The organism is Chryseobacterium subflavum (genome assembly GCF_055762745.1).
Window position 1 is genome coordinate 1,922,279 of sequence record NZ_JBVTMR010000001.1, and the last position, 20,559, is coordinate 1,942,837.

At 36.8% G+C, this 20,559-nt stretch carries 19 protein-coding genes; 9 read left to right on the forward strand and 10 right to left on the reverse strand.

The genetic code is table 11. The features are described from left to right. Positions 1–53: 53 nt before the first annotated feature. The 3 genes from AC0INN_RS08530 (at position 54) to AC0INN_RS08540 (ending at position 3,011) form a co-directional block, all read left to right on the forward strand. A complete protein-coding gene (locus AC0INN_RS08530) occupies positions 54–1,550 on the forward strand; it encodes a S41 family peptidase (RefSeq protein WP_273648334.1) in 1,497 nt (498 codons plus the stop codon). Between the two features lie 8 nt (positions 1,551–1,558). Next, positions 1,559–2,392, forward strand: coding sequence for a helix-turn-helix domain-containing protein (locus AC0INN_RS08535; protein WP_306612705.1), 834 nt, complete (start codon positions 1,559–1,561; stop codon positions 2,390–2,392). Positions 2,393–2,453: 61 nt separating this feature from the next. After that, a complete protein-coding gene (locus AC0INN_RS08540; protein ID WP_172278888.1) occupies positions 2,454–3,011 on the forward strand; it encodes a DUF417 family protein in 558 nt (185 codons plus the stop codon). Between the two features lie 31 nt (positions 3,012–3,042). Here AC0INN_RS08540 and AC0INN_RS08545 read toward each other — a convergent pair whose 3' ends face one another. Continuing rightward, on the reverse strand, positions 3,043–3,636 hold the full coding sequence (locus AC0INN_RS08545; RefSeq protein WP_273648336.1) for a hypothetical protein: 594 nt from the start codon (positions 3,634–3,636) through the stop codon (positions 3,043–3,045). 16 nt (positions 3,637–3,652) lie between these two features. Then, complete coding sequence (locus tag AC0INN_RS08550) at positions 3,653–4,153, reverse strand: RNA polymerase sigma factor (RefSeq protein ID WP_273648337.1); 501 nt, start codon at positions 4,151–4,153, stop codon at positions 3,653–3,655. A 173-nt stretch (positions 4,154–4,326) separates the two neighbouring features. Here AC0INN_RS08550 and AC0INN_RS08555 point away from each other — a divergent pair, with 173 nt between their 5' ends. Beyond that, entirely contained in the window at positions 4,327–5,061 is a 735-nt protein-coding gene (locus AC0INN_RS08555; protein WP_273648338.1) for an SDR family oxidoreductase, read from the forward strand. A 122-nt stretch (positions 5,062–5,183) separates the two neighbouring features. Here the strand turns inward: AC0INN_RS08555 and AC0INN_RS08560 are convergent, their stop codons facing one another. Continuing rightward, positions 5,184–6,812: an NADP-dependent glyceraldehyde-3-phosphate dehydrogenase gene (locus AC0INN_RS08560; protein WP_172278896.1), complete on the reverse strand. Its 1,629-nt coding sequence runs from the start codon at positions 6,810–6,812 to the stop codon at positions 5,184–5,186. Between the two features lie 169 nt (positions 6,813–6,981). Between AC0INN_RS08560 and tpx the strand changes: the two genes are divergently transcribed. Continuing rightward, on the forward strand, positions 6,982–7,554 hold the full coding sequence (tpx, locus tag AC0INN_RS08565) for a thiol peroxidase (protein ID WP_273648339.1): 573 nt from the start codon (positions 6,982–6,984) through the stop codon (positions 7,552–7,554). Positions 7,555–7,625: 71 nt separating this feature from the next. Here tpx and AC0INN_RS08570 read toward each other — a convergent pair whose 3' ends face one another. From AC0INN_RS08570 to AC0INN_RS08600, 7 genes are all read right to left on the reverse strand, one after another. Then, a complete protein-coding gene (locus tag AC0INN_RS08570; RefSeq protein ID WP_273648340.1) occupies positions 7,626–8,066 on the reverse strand; it encodes a hypothetical protein in 441 nt (146 codons plus the stop codon). A gap of 410 nt (positions 8,067–8,476) precedes the next feature. Continuing rightward, entirely contained in the window at positions 8,477–10,462 is a 1,986-nt protein-coding gene (locus tag AC0INN_RS08575) for a urocanate hydratase (protein WP_273648341.1), read from the reverse strand. Between the two features lie 283 nt (positions 10,463–10,745). After that, on the reverse strand, positions 10,746–11,039 hold the full coding sequence (locus tag AC0INN_RS08580) for a hypothetical protein (RefSeq protein ID WP_306612709.1): 294 nt from the start codon (positions 11,037–11,039) through the stop codon (positions 10,746–10,748). A gap of 53 nt (positions 11,040–11,092) precedes the next feature. Continuing rightward, a complete protein-coding gene (locus AC0INN_RS08585) occupies positions 11,093–12,070 on the reverse strand; it encodes a 2-hydroxyacid dehydrogenase (protein WP_306612711.1) in 978 nt (325 codons plus the stop codon). A 69-nt stretch (positions 12,071–12,139) separates the two neighbouring features. Then, complete coding sequence (locus AC0INN_RS08590; protein ID WP_306612713.1) at positions 12,140–12,403, reverse strand: prevent-host-death protein; 264 nt, start codon at positions 12,401–12,403, stop codon at positions 12,140–12,142. Between the two features lie 143 nt (positions 12,404–12,546). Continuing rightward, positions 12,547–12,939, reverse strand: coding sequence for a DUF1801 domain-containing protein (locus tag AC0INN_RS08595; protein ID WP_273648344.1), 393 nt, complete (start codon positions 12,937–12,939; stop codon positions 12,547–12,549). 3 nt (positions 12,940–12,942) lie between these two features. Further along, positions 12,943–13,596, reverse strand: a complete 654-nt coding sequence (locus AC0INN_RS08600; protein ID WP_172278908.1) for a protein-L-isoaspartate(D-aspartate) O-methyltransferase — start codon at positions 13,594–13,596, stop codon at positions 12,943–12,945. Between the two features lie 161 nt (positions 13,597–13,757). On the opposite strand from AC0INN_RS08600, the gene AC0INN_RS08605 reads away from it, so the two are divergent. The 4 genes from AC0INN_RS08605 (at position 13,758) to AC0INN_RS08620 (ending at position 20,500) form a co-directional block, all read left to right on the forward strand. Further along, positions 13,758–14,726: a Gfo/Idh/MocA family protein gene (locus tag AC0INN_RS08605; RefSeq protein ID WP_306612715.1), complete on the forward strand. Its 969-nt coding sequence runs from the start codon at positions 13,758–13,760 to the stop codon at positions 14,724–14,726. 247 nt (positions 14,727–14,973) lie between these two features. Next, positions 14,974–16,704, forward strand: a complete 1,731-nt coding sequence (locus tag AC0INN_RS08610; RefSeq protein ID WP_273648346.1) for a cellulase family glycosylhydrolase — start codon at positions 14,974–14,976, stop codon at positions 16,702–16,704. Positions 16,705–16,991: 287 nt separating this feature from the next. Continuing rightward, a complete protein-coding gene (locus AC0INN_RS08615) occupies positions 16,992–19,979 on the forward strand; it encodes a DUF8202 domain-containing protein (RefSeq protein ID WP_306612717.1) in 2,988 nt (995 codons plus the stop codon). 14 nt (positions 19,980–19,993) lie between these two features. Further along, complete coding sequence (locus AC0INN_RS08620; protein ID WP_306612719.1) at positions 19,994–20,500, forward strand: hypothetical protein; 507 nt, start codon at positions 19,994–19,996, stop codon at positions 20,498–20,500. The last annotated feature ends 59 nt before the right edge of the window (positions 20,501–20,559 follow it).

Sequence of the window (20,559 nt, forward strand, 5' to 3'; positions counted from 1 at the left end):
AATATCAGGATGATTTTAAACGCCTAAATTTGTAGGTTTTAAACACAAAAATTTTGAAAATTACATTTATTTTATTTGGACTTATTTTTCTGTGGTCCTGTTCTTCTCTCACCAATAGCGAGCGGCAGGAAGGGACACTTATTGAGCCTGAGCAGCTCAAAAAAGATGTGGATTATGCATATACTAAATTAAAAGAAATGCATCCTCAGCTCTACAGATATATTACAAGAAAAGATCTGGATTTTAAAATCGACAGCATTAAGCAAACTATCAACGAACCTCTTACTCCAACACAGTTTTATTTCAAATTGCAACCCGTTATTACAAGCATCAGAGAAGGGCATCTCTCACTGATGATTCCTTTTGAAAAATTAAAGCGTGAATATGGAGGAAGAAAATTATTTACGTACTTCAAATATTACATCAAGGATGACCATCTTTATATCGTCGCGAATAAAGATTCCATTCAGAATATAAAACCAGGCACCGAAATACTGAGTATCAATAATATTCCGATATCTTTCTATATCAGCAAATACAGAAAGCTGATCAGCAGTGATGGCAGAAATACGACATTTACACCCTATTACCTGAAAGATATGTTTTTTGTTTTTTTCAGCATGGAAAACGGCTTTTTGGAACAGGTGAAAATTGAAACCTTGTATAACAATAAAAAACAAACTTTCATTATCGAACGGGATAAGCAAAGCGAAGCAGAAAAGGCTAAATCTCAAACCCAGGCTAACGGAAGCTTTCATTGTCCTATGAACAGAAATTTCAAATTTCTTGATGAGAACAATTCAATTGCATACATCAATATAAAAAAATTCTCAAACAATAAATCTGACAGGTTTTATAAAAATACATTCGAAAGAATTAAAGAAGCTAAATCAGACTATCTGATATTAGACATCCGGAATAATTACGGAGGTTCTTTACAGGAAATTAATAATCTTTATTCCTATCTTGTTTCAGAACCATTCACTTTAATAAAACCTTCGAGGCTCAATTCAGGCTATACCCCATTAAAAACAAATTATTTCAAAAAGAGCAGCCCTTTGGAATATGCATTAAAAGGAATTACCTATCCAACATACTTTTTCCTTAAAACCCTTCATACTTATAAAGGCAACGACGGCAAATTCTATTATAAGATAAAAGCAGACAATGTAACAAAACCCAATAAAAATGCTTTTCATGGAAAAATTTTTGTACTGGTTAATGGCGGAAGTTATTCTGCATCTTCCATTATCAGCTCAAAACTCAAGTTTGATAAGGTAGCAACCCTCGTCGGAGAGGAAACAGGCGGGGCAAATGACGGAACCGTAGCCGGATTTTATTCTTATCAGGTCCTTCCTAACTCCAAACTTACACTGCCTATCGGCTTACTGCTGGTAAATCCGAATATAACACTCACCAACTCTCAGAGAGGGGTGATCCCGGATGTAACGATCACAGAAACTTTACTGGATATCATCAACAAAAATGATGTACAGCTTGCGTGGGTAAAAAAGGAGATTGAAAAAGAGAAAGCCAGAAAGATTAAATAGATCTTCAGATGAAAAATGCATTTTTTTCCGTTCAAAAAAGAGATTCGGAATATTATAAAAATATCACCAGCGATTCTTTTTATCACATCTTCCTGTTGGAAGGAGTGGGAAAAATCATTGTAGATTTCGTGGAATATGATTTTGAGGGAAACATTGTCCTTTTTTCTTCCCCTTTCCAGAATATCCGGATCGTCACTGAGACCGTTCTTAAGATTGATGATCTCAGCTTCCACAGTGATTTTTATTGCATAGAATTTCATAAGAAAGAAGTAGCCTGTAACGGATTGCTTTTTAACAATATTTACCTCTTTCCTTATTTCAAACTGACTGCAGAGGTCTTTGAAGAAATTTCAGGCTATTTTTCTAAGATCCGGAAAGTAGATCCTGAGGAGGATTTTTCACAGGCCGTTTTACAATCTTATCTGCAGTTAATCCTGGCAATTTGCAGTAAAGAAAAAAATAAAATATTCCCGGACAAGGATCTGATAAAGGATGATTTCAAAGAGTTAAAATCTTTCCAGGATTTGGTAGAAATTCATTTCCTTACGGAAAAAAATCTATCGTTTTACGCCGATCTTTTACATATCACTCCCAACACGTTAAGCAAAAAGATCAAATCCCGATTTAATAAAACACCTTCTCAGATTATTCAGGAAAGAGTTATCCTGGAGTCTAAAAAACAAATTCACCTGACCCGGAAATCCATGAAAGAAATTGCAGCAGAACTTAACTTCAGTGATGAATTTTATTTCAGTAAATATTTTAAAAAACATACCAGCGTTTCCCCTACTCATTTCAGGAAAGAAGCAGGAATTTCCATCGTTGCAGATTTGTACAAATAACGTCCACAATTCTCCATTTTATAGGTTAGACATTCAATCTAATTTTGTCAAAAAAAATAATATGATTGAATTCTTAGCACACTCACAGAAAAACTTCATCCATATTCTAAGGGTTAGTGTTTTTATCGTTATGGCCTGGATCGGAGGACTAAAAGCATTTCATTATGAAGCGGAAGGTATTATTCCTTTCGTAGCCAATTCTCCTTTTATGAGTTTCTTCCTTAATACGAAATCTTCAGATGCAGATAACTACAAATTCCATAAAAATAAAGAAGGAGAGTGGATTCCAGCCAATGTAAAATGGCATGAAGCAAATGGTACCTACGTGTTTTCCTATGCATTGGGAAGTTTCATTGTTGGCATTGGAATTCTTGTTGTATTGGGTATATTCTATCCAAAGATTGGTTTATTATCCGGGATTTTAACCGCGGGAATGTCAATAGTAACGCTTTCATTTCTGATTACAACTCCCGAAACATGGGTTCCGGATCTCGGAGGGCCTGATCATGGTTTTCCTTTCCTCTCAGGAGCCGGCAGACTGGTGATCAAAGATATGATCATGTTGGGTGCCGGATTGGTAATAGCTTCTGACTCAGCAAAAAGTATTTTAAGCAGATAAATTTTCGGCGGGCATTCTGCCCGCCGAAAATTTATCCCTGAAATTCTATCACAAGATTTTCTATTGTTACAATATACTTACCATAAAACTTTTGAAACCAATACTTCCCAAGTAAATACAAAGAAAACAATCCAAACAATACAGAAACTATAAGAATGCCGGCAATCTTAAGATCACTTAACGGTTGTGGTCTTGGAATAAATTCAAGCACAATAATAATTTCACATACCAGAAAAGGGATAAAACTGAGATAAAATGAAAGGTAATATTGTTTATTGAGCTCAAATTGATGAAGCAGGTCCTTTAATCCATCGTAAGTTTTCATTTGCGGATTACTTATGTCCTTGTAAAGCTTAAAAAATTTACTGAAAAAGAAAAATGTAACTATGGCCATAGAAGCCAAAAGTATCGTGAGATAAAACTTAAATTTAAAAGGAGCACCACATAACCAGACAATGGCAAATCCAAAAATAAAAATCCCAATTGTGGAGAAGAATTCCTTTCTCATATTTTTACGCATCCTTTCCAAAGGAAGGCTAATCTTGTTTTTATTTTCAATACTGATTTCCGGTGTTTCCTCAAAAACATCATCATTCCAGGTATTTTTCAATTCATCTATATTCATTGTTATTGATTTAAAATTAGTACTTATTTGTGTTTAAGATATCTTTTAACTTATTTTTGGCGCGGTTCATTTTCACCCTTACATTACCTTCTGAAATTCCCATTTGTTCAGCGATTTCACGTCCGGGAAAATCTTCCAGATAATAAAATATAAAAGCCTTATCAATAGGATTCAATTGATGGATAGCCTGATACATAGCCGTCAGCTTTTCCTCTTTTTCGTGGTCATATTCCTCCTGTTCGATTTTGTAATGGGCAAAATCATCATTTCCTATAAAGCTTCTTTTCTTTTCGGATTTTAGAAAGATAATGGCCGTATTCAGGGCTATTCTGTACAACCAGGTTGAAAATTCACTTTGCCCTTTAAATCCTGGATATGCTCTCCAAACCTGATAGGTAATTTCCTGAAAGAGATCATCGCGGTCGTCTTTATCATCCATGTACATTTTAGAAATCTTAAAAATGATTCCTTTATGCTTTTCGATTCTTTCTAAAAATTCTTTTTCTAGTATGCTCATGGTTCCTGGCTCTATGGAGTTAGTGACATTTCATAGAAAATGTTACAATCTTTTGTAAAAAATAGTGAAATCTAATAGATCAATAAAAAGTTTGATATCACATTTTCTTTTTACCATTTGGTAAATCGAATAAAATACAGTTATGGGAAATTTGTATCATAAAATAAATAGAAATGATATCAACAACAAATCCCTTAGAAGGAAAACATGTCATTGTCATGGGAGGCAGTGCAGGAATAGGTTTTGCAACCGCTAAAGCTGCCGCTGAAAAAGGAGCTGTTATTACTATTGTTGCTTCGAATCAACAACGTATAGATTCCGCTCTGAAGCAACTTCCCGGGAATGCAAAAGGTCAGGTTGCAGACCTAAGCAAAGAAGAAAATATTAAAAATTTCTTTGCTGTTCAATCCTCTTTTGATCATCTGGTATACACCGCCGGTGAAAACCTTCAACTGAACCATATTGATGAAACTTCCCTTTCAGAAGCGCAAAAATTCTTTACAATCCGGTATTGGGGTGCTCTTGCTGCTGTAAAATATGGTGCTCCGAAAATAAATCAAGGTGGATCCATTACTTTAACGAGTGGAATTGCAGGCAACCGGCCGGGAAAAGGTTGGGGTATTGCAGCCAGCATTACTTCAGCCATGGAAGGTTTTGCCAGAGCAATGGCAGTTGAACTTGCTCCAACGAGAGTTAATATCGTATCTCCTGGCATAGTAAAAACAGATCTATGGGGAGCTATCCCGGAAAATGAACGGGAGAAAATGTATCAACAATATGCGGAGGCATTATTGGTAAGAAAAGTAGCCACTCCTGAAGATATTGCTCTTGCTTATATTTACCTGATGGAGCAAAGTTTCGGGACGGGTAATACAATAGTTGCAGATGGCGGCGGGGTGCTAGTTTAAAGAAGAATACAATTTCAGCATAGGGTTAAAGAATTCATATTGTAAGTTTTAAGCTGAACAAATAAAAAACCGTACTTCATTTAAATTGAGTACGGTTTTTTTATTTTGGACTGACCTACTGGCTAGAATATGTAATCTGTGCTTAAGAAATTAGAGTCATGTTCCCGGACAATTGTATTCAGGAGCTCTTTATTGGATTCTGTAAGTTTTGCAGCTACCAAAGATCTTATAGAGAAAGACCGTAGCGCATCAAATACAGAAAGCGTTCCCTCTGCACTATCTTTTCTTCCCGTAAACGGAAAAACATCCGGGCCTCTTTGTGCCTGGCAATTAATATTAACCCGGCTAACCAGATTAACGAATGAATCAATAAGTTTTGAAACTTCATGTGGATCTTCACTGAAAATACTTACCTGCATTCCATGGGAAGCATTCACCTGGTATTCAATAGGCTCCTCAATATCATCAAAAGGGACAACAGGTATCACGGGACCAAACTGCTCCTCATGGTATAACTTCATCTCACTTGTTACCGGATATACCACCGCAGGAAATACAAAAGAAGCTTCAGTATAGCCACCGTTTTCATTCAATACTTTAGCACCATGAGCAATGGCGTCATCAATACATTCTTTCAAATAAGGCGGTTTATTAACTTCAGGAAGCGGTGTTACTTTCACATCTTTTTCCCAAGGCAATCCGGGCTTCAAAGCAGAGACAGCCTTATTCAGCTTTTCTGTGAATTCGGCAGCAACCTCTTTCTGTACAAAAAGAAGCTTTAACGCTGTGCATCGCTGACCATTAAAGGACAGCGCTCCCAAAATACACTCGTTTACCGCTACATCCAGATTGGCATTTTTAGTAATAATCGCTGCATTTTTTGCATCAAGGCTTAAAATAGCACGTAAACGATTTACTTTCGGATGCAGCTTTTTCAACCCATTAGCCACTTTACTGGATCCTATAAACGCTAGAACATTCACTTTTCCACTTTCCATAATAGGAGTAATGATTTCAGATCCTTTCCCATAAAGTGTGTTCACAGTTCCTTTTGGAAACGCTTCTTTAAAGGCATTCAATAAAGGATAGTGAGCTAAAACACCATGTTTGGGAAGTTTAAACAGAATGGTATTCCCCATGATCAGAGCCGGAATAAGGGTTGTGAATATTTCATTTAAAGGATAATTAAAAGGTCCCATACTCAGAACAACACCAAGAGGAGCTCTGCGAATCTGTGCAATCGTTCCTTCCGCCTGCTGAAAACGGGAAGATTCCCGGTCCAGGTCTTTCAGTGCGTCTATGGTTTGGTTGATATAATCTACTGTACGATCAAATTCTTTTGTAGAATCGGCCAGGGTTTTCCCGATCTCCCACATCAAAAGCTTAATCACAAGATCACGTTGCTGAATCATGAGATACACAAATTTTTCCATACATTTGATGCGTCCTTCTACAGACATGGTCGGCCATTCCCCAAGACCATTATCATACGCTTTTACACAAGCCTCAAGAACCTCCATAGCATCTGCAGGACTGATATTAGGGATACTTCCCAGTAACTTTCTCTCAAGCCCATTTTCTGTAGGAATACAAACTGGGGAATAAATCTCCGTGACATCACCTTTCCACTCTATAAGTTCACCATTAAGCAAATAGGTTCTCTGATGAATTTCCGGAACTTTGAATTCTTCCGGTATTTCATTTTCGCTTTTAAAAATCTCATGGAATGATGTGTTCTGTGCTGAATTCATATTTTTTATCTTTTTAATAATTAAGTGTCCACTTTGTTAGAATAAAGGTAGACCTTACAAATGATTATAAAAATAGTCAGCTAATAGATTCGGTCTATTTAAAGACTGTTTGAATTAAAATTAATATTCAATCCAAAAAAAGAATAATTTTGTCTTAAAATAAAATCCAATGTTTTCAAAATTAATTTTCACCACGCTATTATCTGTTTCCGTATTCCTTTTTGCTCAAAACTCCCACAATGCCAATACCATTATGATGGGAGGGAAACCGGTACAAACGTATTCCAAACTACCGGCCGTAAATAAAGCAGCGCCAAAGTTCACCCTTACCGATGTTTCAATGAAAGATCAGACCCTGGATTCCTACAAAGGAAAATTTCTTATTCTTAACATCTTTCCGAGTGTAGATACCGGTGTTTGCTCAGCTTCAGTCCGACATTTCAATGAGGATGCAGCTAACCTTCCCAATACAGTAGTTCTTTGTATTTCTAAAGATCTGCCGTTTGCACAAAAAAGATTTTGCGGAGCCGAAGGGATAAAAAATGTGGTTATGCTTTCTGATTTCCGCTCTGATTTCGGAAAAACTTACGGTGTAGAGATCACCGATTCTATGATGAAAGGTCTCTTAAGCCGGGCCGTCGTAGTAATTGATCCTTCAGGAAAAATTGTATATGAAGAGCAGGTAGCAGACATTTCAAAAGAACCTGATTACGAAGCAGCTATTAAAGCTGTGAAACATTAAGTTTTCATCGTATAGGATAAAAACCTCCGTCAATTAGAATTGGTGGAGGTTTTTTATTTAAAATAATGAATCTAATTCATTAAGCTCGCTGAAGAATAATACAAAAATAATAAGGCCAATGCATCATCAACTGAATCATCTACCTCAATGCTGAAAACAGGATTTCCAAACCATTTCCTGTGGGTTTGAATATCAATGATTAATTTCTTTTGTTCGTACAACTGCATTCCTTTATCTGATGTGAAACGACAAATCTTTATATCCGATTCATCTACTTTTATAATCAGATCTTTTCCAAAATCTGTGTAATAAATCACTTTCCTGCCATCCGAAAGTTCAATATCATTCCATAAAAATCCTACATTTTTAATATGATATCGTTTAGAATCACATACAATGTATCTTCTCCATGAGATCAATTTGTTTGCTTCCACAATTTTTCCGATCTCTGAATTATTTTCTGAAAACAAGACCAACTGCCTCTTTTCAAATTTTGCGGTATATCTTTTCAAAGGCTTACTTTAAATTTAAACGGATTATACTTAATAAATAATTATCTACACCTATTCTTATTTTATTTTGCTTGAGATAACAATCTCCATGTGTTGTGGCAATCCCAAAGCTATTTTTTGTTAACCGATGAAAAATTTAAATTTCTGTTTAACTAATTTTCATTAAAATTTTCTACATGCATCCTTATCCTTATTCAAGTTCGTGATCAGATCTTCATTGGAAAAATTACTAAAGTCTTAAATCTCTTTACTGTGAACCCTTTAAAACAGGCTGTTTTGATTGGGTTGCATTTCATTCCAAACCTCATCACAAATATTAGCAGTTGAAATTTTCATTTCATCATGGTTTTATATAAAAATAAAAAAACTTTGCAATAAGCAAAGTTTTTTATTGAATATTTTTTCAAAAATTATAATAAATTATCATCGACTATATTAGGAAGGGTAACTTTTAAATTCGGCTCTACTTCCATTGCCCTTTTGATAGCAAAAACAGCCCCTTCATTTCTCGCCCAGCTTCTTCTTGAAATTCCGTTATTTACGTCCCAGAAAAGCATAGACTTTAACCTTCTGTCAGCATCATCACTCCCATCCAGCAACATTCCGAAACCTCCGTTGATTACTTCTCCCCAACCGACACCACCGCCGTTATGAATAGAAACCCAGGTCGCCCCCCGGAAACTATCACCAATCACGTTGTGGATAGCCATATCCGCTGTAAATCTTGAACCGTCATAAATATTGGAAGTCTCTCTGTACGGAGAATCTGTACCCGATACGTCATGATGATCTCTTCCTAATACAACCGGACCTATTTCTCCGTTTTTTATGGCTTTATTGAATGCTTCAGCAATCTTCATTCTTCCTTCTGCATCGGCATATAGTATCCTTGCCTGTGAACCCACAACCAATTTGTTTTCCTGTGCACCTTTGATCCATTGGATATTATCTTTCATCTGCTGTTGGATCTCCTCCGGAGAATTTTGCTGAATTTCTTCCAATATCCTGCAGGCGATATCATCTGTTTTTTGAAGATCTTCCGGCTTTCCACTCGTACAAACCCAACGGAATGGCCCAAAACCGTAATCAAAGCACATTGGTCCCATAATATCCTGAACATAACTTGGAAACTTGAATTCCCTTCCTAATGTCGGATTCTCGGCCATTACATCTGCGCCGGCTCTTGAAGCTTCTAATAAAAAGGCGTTACCATAATCAAAGAAGTAAGTTCCTTTTTCTGTATGTTTATTAATGGCAGCTGCATGTCTCCTTAAAGTTTCCTGAACTTTTTCTTTAAATAATTCAGGATTTTCTGCCATCATCGTATTTGATTCTTCAAAACTTTGTCCCACAGGATAATATCCTCCCGCCCATGGATTATGCAGCGATGTCTGATCCGAACCGATATCAATCTTAAGACCTTCTTCATCAAACTTTTCCCAAACCTCAACTACATTTCCTAGATAAGCCAAAGAAACAGTCTCTTTATTTTCCTGAGCTTTTCTCACTCTTGCTACCAGCTCATCTACATTTTCATGGATTTCGTTCACCCATTTCTGTTCATGACGAATCTTTGTAATTTTAGGATTTACTTCAGCACACACGGTAATACATCCTGCAATATTTCCAGCTTTTGGTTGTGCTCCGCTCATTCCCCCCAATCCTGAAGTTACAAATAAGCCACCTTTTGTTTCTTTATTTATTTTTCTGAAAGCATTCAGTACTGTTATTGTTGTTCCATGAACAATTCCCTGCGGACCGATGTACATATAACTTCCTGCAGTCATTTGCCCATATTGGGAAACCCCTAACGCATTGAACTTCTCCCAATCATCGGGCTTAGAATAGTTTGGAATAACCATTCCGTTCGTTACCACAACCCGTGGCGCATCTTTGTGCGAAGGAAATAATCCCATCGGATGTCCGGAATACATGACAAGGGTTTGCTCATCATTCATTTCAGACAAATACTTCATCGTTAAAAGATACTGTGCCCAGTTTTGAAAAACAGCTCCGTTTCCACCATACGTTATCAGCTCATGGGGATGTTGTGCTACCGCATAATCCAGATTATTCTGAATCATTAGCATAATAGATTTTGCCTGTTCCGATTTCCCCGGATATTCAGTGATAGATCTTGCTTTCATTTCATAATCCGGACGGAATCGATACATATAAATTCTGCCATACTGCTCAAGCTCTTCTCTGAATTCAGGTAATAATTCTGCATGGAATTTAGGCTCAAAATAACGTAAAGCATTCTTTAATGCTAACTTTTTCTCCTCTTCACCCAAAATTTCTTTACGTTTGGGAGCGTGATTTATATTGGTTTCGTATGGTTTGAATGGTGGCAATACGCTAGGTATACCTTGTTGTATAAGTTCCTGGAATGTCATAGCAATGAGTAAATTCTTCGTTTAAAATTCAAAGTTTTAAAGATATTCAAAATAGAAAATATAATGCAATGAAAACATAAAAAATTCCCTTTCTCCGAAAGCTATTACCAGAACCTATATCAATTTTAAGATCAACCAAAAAAAAATAAAGCCATTAACCTGTTTTATTATGTATCAGTGTTTTGAAGTATAACAACCAATCTAAAGGCAATAAAAAAACCTTACCCAGTTGAGTAAGGTGTATTTTACTATCTTAAATATATGAATGCAAATCTTTATCTTATTATGTAAGGACATCATCATTTTCCTCTTCATGATCATCATCGTTATCACTGGTACTCCAGTAATTATTTTCTTCATCTTCGGATCCAATCTCTTCCATATCGTCATCTTCTTCAGATCCCGGAACGTCCAGATCCATTTCCATATCATAACTGTCTTCATTTTCATCGAGAATAGGATTTCCGTCCCCGTCTAAAGGAACATGCTTTTCCTGATTGAAGAAATCTTCATTAGGATTGTAATCCATCTCTCTCAGTTTTCTGTTTTGTTCGTTGATGTTATCTTCTGGTATCATAGTATTTGTATTTAGTGTTACTGATAGAGAACAAAAATAATTCCAAGTTCTGTTTATTGCTCAGAATAAACATCAGGATTAGCACAATGTGGCATTTTTTCTCCTTTTGAAAAAGCAATAATATTTTCCGCTGCTGATTTTGCCATTCCATTCCTTGCTTCAACTGTTGCGGATCCTATATGTGGCAATACACATACACTGGAAAGTTCGAGGATCGGATCGTCTTTTACAATAGGTTCAGGATTAGTAACATCCAGTCCTGCTCCCCATATTTCCCTTGAAACCAAAGCTTCATAGAGATCACCCTGATGATGAAAACCTCCTCTTGCCGTATTGATAAAGATAGCATCGGGTTTCATCTTCTCAAAGACCGATCGGTTAAAAAGTTCTTTATGTTCAGGAATAAAACTGGCATGAATACTCAGAACATCAGACTGCCTGATCAATTCATCAAAAGAAACATATTGTGCGTTCAACTCCCTTTCAGCTTCTTCGTTATGGTGCCTGTTGTGATAAATGATATTCATATCAAAAGCTTTCAGGGATTTCTTTGCCATTTCAAAACCAATCCTTCCCAAACCGAAAATCCCCAGGGTTTTGCCGTATAGCTCTTGTCCTAATGCATGAAGGGGATCAAAATCTCCCCAATTCCCCTCCTTTACCTTCCCATAATTATAACTTGCTCTTCTCGCCACTGATTGCATTAACAAAAACGCAACATCAGAGGTAGCTTTACTTAGGACGTCCGGTGTATTTCCAACCGGTATATTTCTACGGGTCGCTTCCTGAATATCCACATGATCGAAACCAACAGAATATAAAGCAATTGCTTGCACATTAGGGCATTCGTTAAAAAAATCCTTGTCAAATGAATGGGTTCCTACATTGAGAATGGTATCGGTATCCTTGCAATAGTTTATCCACTCTTCATGTGAAAGTTGATCATTTTCAGGGATAATAACATCCATTCCAGCTTCTTTCAGCATTTTTATTCCTGCTTCAGGAATTCTTTTATTGATGAATACTTTCATTATCTTAACTTTTTTTCAATAAAAAACCCCACCCATTGTCTAAGTGAGGCTTTAACTTTAATATAAAAATTACTTCTTCTCTTCTGATTCTCTTCTATTTTTATCGCCGACCCCGGAAGCCATTTTCTGAATTTCATCCCGGACCTCTTTCGCCGATTTCTGTGCTTGACTTATAAAACCCTGTTTTGTTGCTTCCTGATTTCGGCTCTTCATTTCATTGAAATAAACCTTTGCTTTTTGAGAATGACTTTCTACATTATATCCCGGATTATTGTAAATGTTTTTCTGAATATTACTAAAGTCGTGTGACGATTTAAATCTGTTTGTGTCCATAATCATAAGATTTAAGTGATTTCGTCATAGAAAAGCTTCAATTTCTGTTCCGAAAATCAGTGCCGATTTGTCCTTTTTCTTTCAATTCTCCGTCACGAAAAGCCTAGAAAAGATTATAGAAATTTTGAATCATAATTACGAATTTATTTTAATCTTATCAATTCCCCTTTCCTTTTAACAATATTTTTATAATCCCACTGAATTTGCTGAGATTTCATAAGCCATCTTTTCAGATCAGCTGTATTGATTTGTTCACGAGACGTATATCTTTTTTCTGCTGCCTTGAATGAACCTTCGGTCTTTAAATCGTCTTCATCAAATGATTGCCCGCTCCAGAACATCAGCCGTACAGAATCTTTAAGCTTACTGTAACCTACAATCGGATTCCCTTCCAGAAACCACACAGGATGCCTGTGCCATATCTTATTTTCAGCATGTTCCAGCTCCTGATCAATAACAAGTGAAAGCATTGTGCAGATCTCCTGATCTGATGGGGACTGTGCGTTATTATAATCTGATATGTCAGGATTTATCATTAACTAAGAATTGGTATTATTGAGCATAGGTACAAATTTATAGGCTCCGAATTCCTCTTTCTCAATTTCCGTAGGCGAAACTTTTGTAAACCTGTACAGTACCTGCTCATCTGTCGGTCCAAGTGGAATCACCATTTTCCCTCCTACTTTCAATTGTTTTAGTAATTCCACGGGCAGCACTGAAGCTCCACATGTAACGATGATCTTGTCAAATGGAGCGAAAGTTGGCAATCCTGCAAAACCGTCACCAAAACTCTGAAATTTTGGAAAAAGATTAAGCTCCCTTAATTTTTTCTTAGAAAAATCGAACAGGTCTTTTTGTCTTTCTACAGTATACACCAGGGCTTTCATTGCCAATAACACAGCAGTCTGATACCCACATCCTGTTCCAATTTCCAGAACTTTCTCTCCCGGGATTACCTGTAAAAGCTCTGATTGCTCTGCAACCGTTGAAGGATGCGAAATGGTTTGATGGGCCAGAATGGGAAAAGCACGGTCTTCGTAAGCGAAGTCTTCAAAAATACTTTCAATAAAAAGATGTCTCGGAACTTCATTCATTGCCGAAAGTACATTTTGATCCGTAATCCCAATTCTCTGTTGAAGATATTCAACTAAAATCTTTCTTTTTCCTTTATGTACAAACGAGTCTTGCGTCATTTAGATAGTAGTTATTAGGTTGCTGGTGCTAGTTTCACACAAAAGTAAGAATTAGATTTCAGATTTCAGGAAGCTACCTTAATTTTTGATGATTAAAGTCAAAAGTCTTTATATCTGAAATATCATACCTAATTTATATCTTTACACAAATTAAAAAAGCTATGTTGAAAGCAGGTTTGGTAGGTGCCGGACATTTGGGAAAAATACACTTAAAGCTTCTCAATCAATCAGATAAGTATGATTTTGTAGGTTTTCATGATAAAGATGTAGAAAACGGAAAAAAATTGGAAGCCGAGTTTGGCTATACCTATTTTGAAAATTTTGATGATCTGTTGAATCAGATTGATATGCTGGATATTGTAACGCCTACGGTTTATCATTATGATTATGCATTAAAGGCCATTGAAAAAAAATTGCATTTCTTCATTGAAAAACCGGTAACACAAACGCTTGAACAAGCTGAAGAAATCCTTTATAAGTGCCGTGAAAATGGAATAAAAGCACAGGTAGGACACGTGGAAAGGTACAATCCTGCCTTTATGGCAACTAAGGATTACATTAAAAATCCCATGTTCATTGAAATCCACAGATTGGCTGAATTCAATCCAAGAGGAACCGATGTTTCTGTGGTCCTGGACCTGATGATCCACGATCTGGACATTTTATTGAGTATAGTTAAATCTAAGGTAAAAAGCATCCATGCAAGCGGTGTATGTGTCGTAAGTAAAACTCCAGATATTGCGAATGCCAGAATAGAATTTGAAAACGGATGTGTTGCCAACCTTACCACTTCAAGAATCTCTATGAAAGCCATGAGAAAAAGTCGCTTCTTTCAAAAAGATGCCTACATTTCTGTTGACTTCCTTGAGAAAAAAGCAGAAGTAATCCGTATGAAAGATGCTCCGGAAACACCTACTCCATTCGACATGATCATCGAAAATGCCGAAGGAGAAAAGAATCAGATTTTATTCGAGTATCCTAACATCCAGCCCAACAATGCCATATTAGATGAGCTCAACTCATTTGCCGATTCCATTACTGAAGATAAAAATGTAGAAGTATCACTGGAAGACGGAACTGAAGCGCTAAAAGTAGCATTGGAAATTATGAAATTAATCACAAGCAAATAACTACTCTTTTCACTTTGGACTTTCACATTTAATCACTGATATTATTTTAAAACCTGTTTAATAAGGTTAAATCCCAGAAAGCCTTTCAGTTTAAATGGCTGTGGTAAAAATACAATCATACTTCCTCTTTAAATTGTTTATATATTTAAAGAGGATTTTTAATTTTAATTCAATAATTTTTAAATATATTTGTGATTAGTAAACTTATAATTCTAAAATCAATCCCATAATCTTATAAAATCCAACTATGAAACGAACCATCCTAATATCCGCACTTTTATTGTCTCAATTTGGGACATCACAATTATTGAAAACAAACGGTCAAAAAATAGTTAATGACAAAGGTGAGAATATCCAGCTAAAAGGCCTAGGCTTGGGAGGATGGATGCTGCAGGAAGGATACATGCTCAAAACAGCAGATTTTGCAGGTCCCCAGTATAAAATCAAGCAAAAGATTTCTGAATTGATCGGTGAAGATGGGATGAAAGAATTTTATAAAGCATACTGGAAAAACGGAATAACCAAACAGGATATTGATCTGCTTGCAAAAGCAGGCTTTAATTCTATAAGGCTTCCGATGCATTATAACCTGTACACATTGCCAATTGAACAAGAGCCCGTAAAAGGACAGAATACATGGCTTGAAGAAGGCTTTAAAATGACGGATGATCTTCTGAAATGGTGCGCTGATAACAAAATGTATCTGATTCTTGACCTTCATGCTCTTCCTGGAGGCCAGGGAAATGATGTAAACATATCAGACAACGATAAATCTAAACCGTCACTTTGGGAAAATGAAGAAAATCAGAAAAAAACCATTGCATTCTGGAAAAAGCTGGCAGAACGTTATAAAGATGAACCATGGATAGGTGGTTATGACCTCATCAATGAGCCTAACATCAATTTCACAGGAAAAAATCCTAACGGAACAGATGAAATGTCAAATGCCCCATTATGGAAATTCCAGAAAGAAATTACAGAAGCCATCCGTGAGGTGGACAAAAAACACATCATTATTCTGGAAGGAAACGGATGGGGAAACAACTATAACGGCCTGACTCCTCTTTGGGATAATAATCTGGTCTTCAGCTTCCATAAATATTGGAACAACAATGATGACGCGACCATAAAAGGAATTCTGGATTTAAGAGAAAAGCATAATATTCCGATATGGTTGGGAGAAACAGGGGAAAACTCTAATGTATGGTTTACGGAACTGATCCAGCTGATGAATAAACACAATATTGGCTATGCTTTCTGGCCAATGAAAAAGATCGATAATACGGCAGGAATTGCCAATGTAAAAATTACACCCGAGTATCAGAAACTGTTAGACTATTGGAAAAACGGAGGTGAAAAACCTTCAAAAGAATTTGCAACAAAAGCTTTAATGAAAATTGCAGATAATTATAAATTCAGTAATGTTGAAATAAAAAGAGACGTTATCGATGCTATGTTCAGACAGGTAACCGATGACTCTACAAAACCATTTAAAAATCATCAGGCACCGGGAAGAATCTTTGCTACCGACTATGATTTGGGCAGAATGGGTTCAGCATATCTGGATAAAGACTTCATCAATCTGTGGGTTAGTGATCCTGCCAAAAGATCTGAATGGAATGCAGGTCACCAGATGAGAAATGACGGAGTGGATATTTATTTGTGTAATGACAAAGTAACTAATGCGTATTATGTAGGAAAAACCGAAAAAGGAGAATGGTTGCAATACACAATTAATAGTAAAGCAGACAAAGCATATACCTTCGGTATAAGATATGCCGCTGGTAATGATTCGAAATTGAGAATTGAAGACGCCGCAGGAAAACAGCTTGCAGTTGTTTCACTGGCATCAACAGGAGGAAAAAATCAATGGAAAACTAGTTCTGTGAAGAACGTTAATCTTAAAAAAGGGGAAAACAAGATCAGAATCATTTTTGAAAATGACGGCGTTGATGTTAATTATTTTGAAGTAAAATAACCACAATAAAATAGAAGTATTTCAAAACAGCCTAAATAAATTTATTCATAATAGCGTGATTTAAAATAAAAAAAATAGAATTAACATTTTTTTTAAATTTTATTCCTTAAATAATTTATTTCAGCTTTATTTATTAATTTTTTAATTGAATTGTAGATTACGTAAAAAATATACATAAAAAAACAGACTTAAGCTCTCAAAACACAACACTTATTTTCACGTAAAATACAGTGTATCAGTCGTTGGCATCATTTTAGACATGCGTTATAATTGTAAATTAATAAATGATGAAAAAAAAAAATTTTCGGTATTCTTTAATCGGAATACTGATAGGATCTTTTGGTGCTCATGCGCAGGCACCAGGAGGAGTATCAGGAGATTTGAGAATCTGGCTTAAGGCAGATAACGGGTTTACTTCTTCCCAATGGACTGACCAGTCCCCTGCCGGTAACAATTACACGCAAACCAACGCTTCACGACAACCTTTTTTGCAACCTGCCAATGCCAGGTATAATTTTAATCCGGTTGTCAGCTTTGGAACGACAGGTGCAGATGCACGATTTATGGTAGTACCATCGGGTAAGCCATTTACCGCCAACAGGCTCAATGGTAATATTTTTATTATTGTCAATAGAAACTCCGACACTACTTACCGGGACTACCTGGGATTCGGGAATACAGGAACCGGAGCAGGCCTTATGCAAGCCAATTCTCCTGTATTGACAGCAAGTTTTAACGGAAATAAAGCCATGCAGCTTTATCCGTACAATCCACCTAACAGTCCTAATCAGAAACTGGATATCGGAAAAACTTATTTATCAGATGTTTCCTGGGAAATCGGAGTTGCCGGTGGAATGAAACATGGACTCAATTCTTTTGTTACTTCTGCACCAGGGACTTTTGCGGCAGGATATGCATTAACAGCTAACGGTTCCATATTAGGTTCACAACCTGAAGTTACGGATGGGAATATGTCTGAGGTAATTGCATACGAACGGGTACTGACTGATGCTGAACTTCAAAGAGTACGGTCTTATCTTGCTATTAAATATGCTACTTCCATGGATCAGACCACACCATACAGCTATGTGAATTCGCAAGGTACGACCATATGGGATGCGGCATCCAATTCCGGTTATTCTAACAATATTGCAGGAATTGGTCGTGATGATGCAAGTGCCCTGAAACAAGTTCAATCTAAAAGCATCAACAGTACCAACGAAATACTGATCAGTTTAGGTAATTCTGCTTCCCAAGACAATGCAACACATGCTGCGGCTAACTCATTTGATAACGATAGGGAATTTCTCACCTGGGGAACCAATGGTACAGTTGGATTTACCCCTTATACCAACTCAGGATTCCCATCGGTTACGCATCGGTTTTCCAAAGTGTGGAAAGCCCAAACCAGCAATTACAATATAAATGGAAATGATGACGTATATTTCAATGTTCTTAGAGGTTTGATCAACAGTTTTACATTGAGTGAAAAACCACTATATCTGATCATGAGTACAACGAGTGATTTTTCAAGTAATACTCACTTTATACCTATTGGCACCAATACCCATACTGTGGACGGAGAGAAGTATGTTAGCGAACCCTATAGAGTAGCTTCTAAAGCTTTCAACGGATTTACTTCCAATGGCACTTTTTACTTTACCATTGCAGGAACTCCGATAGGCCCCGGAGGAGTATTGGGGAATTTCTGGAATAGAGCAGATAAAGATGTAACTGCTGCCTCCGGAACAGTAAACCAATGGGTAGACCAGATGTTCGGGATTAAAACCTCACAAGTTGCGGATGTAACTACAAAACCCAATTATGTTCAGGTAAATGATGCCGCTACTGCTGCTACTTTTAACTTTAATCCCTATATTGATTTTACCAATACCAATCAGGCGATAGGAAATGAAGGCGTAGCACCTTTTGAAGGTTCTAATTCCGAATTAGAAATGTTTTACGTAATAAAAGATAATGTATGGACTGCCAATAACCGTTTTTTTGGAGTTAATTTTGACTTAAAAAACTCAGCGGCCGGGGCTGCAATCTATGATTGGAATACTCTTACACAGGCTAATTATCTATCGAGAGGAAATACCCCAACCAGTAATAATGCGACCAACACAGTACTTAATCCGGCTTTGAGCACAACGCTTTCCAATATTTCCAATGTAAGTCTTAGTGCGACCAATAGTACCGTACAACATAGATTAAACGGTAGTGGTATTGGAACCAATCTTACAGGGCAGACTGTATACATAGGACAAGGAGGATTTGTATATGGCGCCAATAACCAGTCGAGTATGCCAGGTAACGAGGTAGGGGTTACTGCACAGATTGCAGAACACCTTGCGTTCGGATTTGCTTTAACTGAAACAGAGCGCCGCCAGGTAGAAAGTTATCTTGCCATAAAATATGGAACAACATTGGCGGATTTTACCACGGATACCAACTATCGCAACAGTACCGGAAATCCTGTTTTCACTGCTGACGGAACATACCAATATGACATTTTTGGGGTAGCAAAAGATTTACGTGGTGGATTAGACCAACGGATCTCAAAATCCATCAACAATGATGGCGGACAAGCTACCAACATTATTACTGCATCTACAGATAATAATTTCATCAATCAAAATGATACCCATGCTAATCAGCTGACTGATGGTCAATACCTTATTTTTGCATCTAATAATGGAGCACAGACTTTTACCGGTAAGACTATTACTGCGGCTGACGGTACCCAATTCAACAATTCGCTTGCTCTTCAATGGAAAGCAACCGATACGAATAAAGTAGGATGTATCAATCTCCGTTTCGATGCAACCAACATTCCTGCACTTGCATCAGGAGAAAACTACTACATGCTTATTTCTCAGGATCCGTCATTTACCAATTCTATTTATCAGAAGGTTGTAAGAACAAATAATACCATTGATGTTATCCCCAATTTTGCAGACAACAGTAATTCATATTTTACCCTTGCAAAAGCTAATCTTAATATAACAGGAAGTACTGTAAAAGGAGGTCAGGTAGGTATATCATCAATTCCGGGGTTATTACCATCTGCTTCTGACACTTGGCTGGAACTTAATGCCAAATCTAAAGGAATGGTAATTACAAGAGTTTCGGATGCTAATAACATTCCCGCAGGAAACAGACTTAAGGGTATGATCGTATATGATACCACGAAAAAAGAATTTAAAGTATATAATGGAACAGAATGGAGAACTTTAGGAACCTCTACTTCCACTTCTATTTTCTGTAATTAAAAAAAACATACAAGATGAAAAATATATTCTTAATCTCAGTATTGCTAATAAGCTCAGGCATTAATGCCCAGGTTGCAATTGGTAAGAAAAGCATCACGAATAATAATACCATATTAGAATTCGGTAATTCCTCTAACAGGGGAATCGTACTTCCTAAAGTAGAAAATGCCACCACAATGAATGCAAGTGAGGGTACTATGGTTTGGGATACCACTACAGGAAGCTTCAGATATTATGGAGGTACCACTCCGGCATGGAATTCACCTGCTGCAGGAGGTACTACAGGAGGTGCTCCTTCGGGTTCGGATGCTAATGGTAAAAAGATGATTATCGGGTCAGACACTTCTGATGCAGACGGAATACTTATTCTAGAAGCAAAACAGGGAGATAAAGCCCTTGTATTGCCATCGATAAGCCAGCCGTCGGAAAGATTTTCTTCTCCGCCAACTGGACTTATGGTCTATGATACGGCAACTAATCAGGTTGCTGTGTTCAATGGCACCAAGTGGACATACTTTTAATGTATTGCGCCTTATAAAAGATTAGCAATTAATCGATATTATTTAATCCGGAAGAGTAC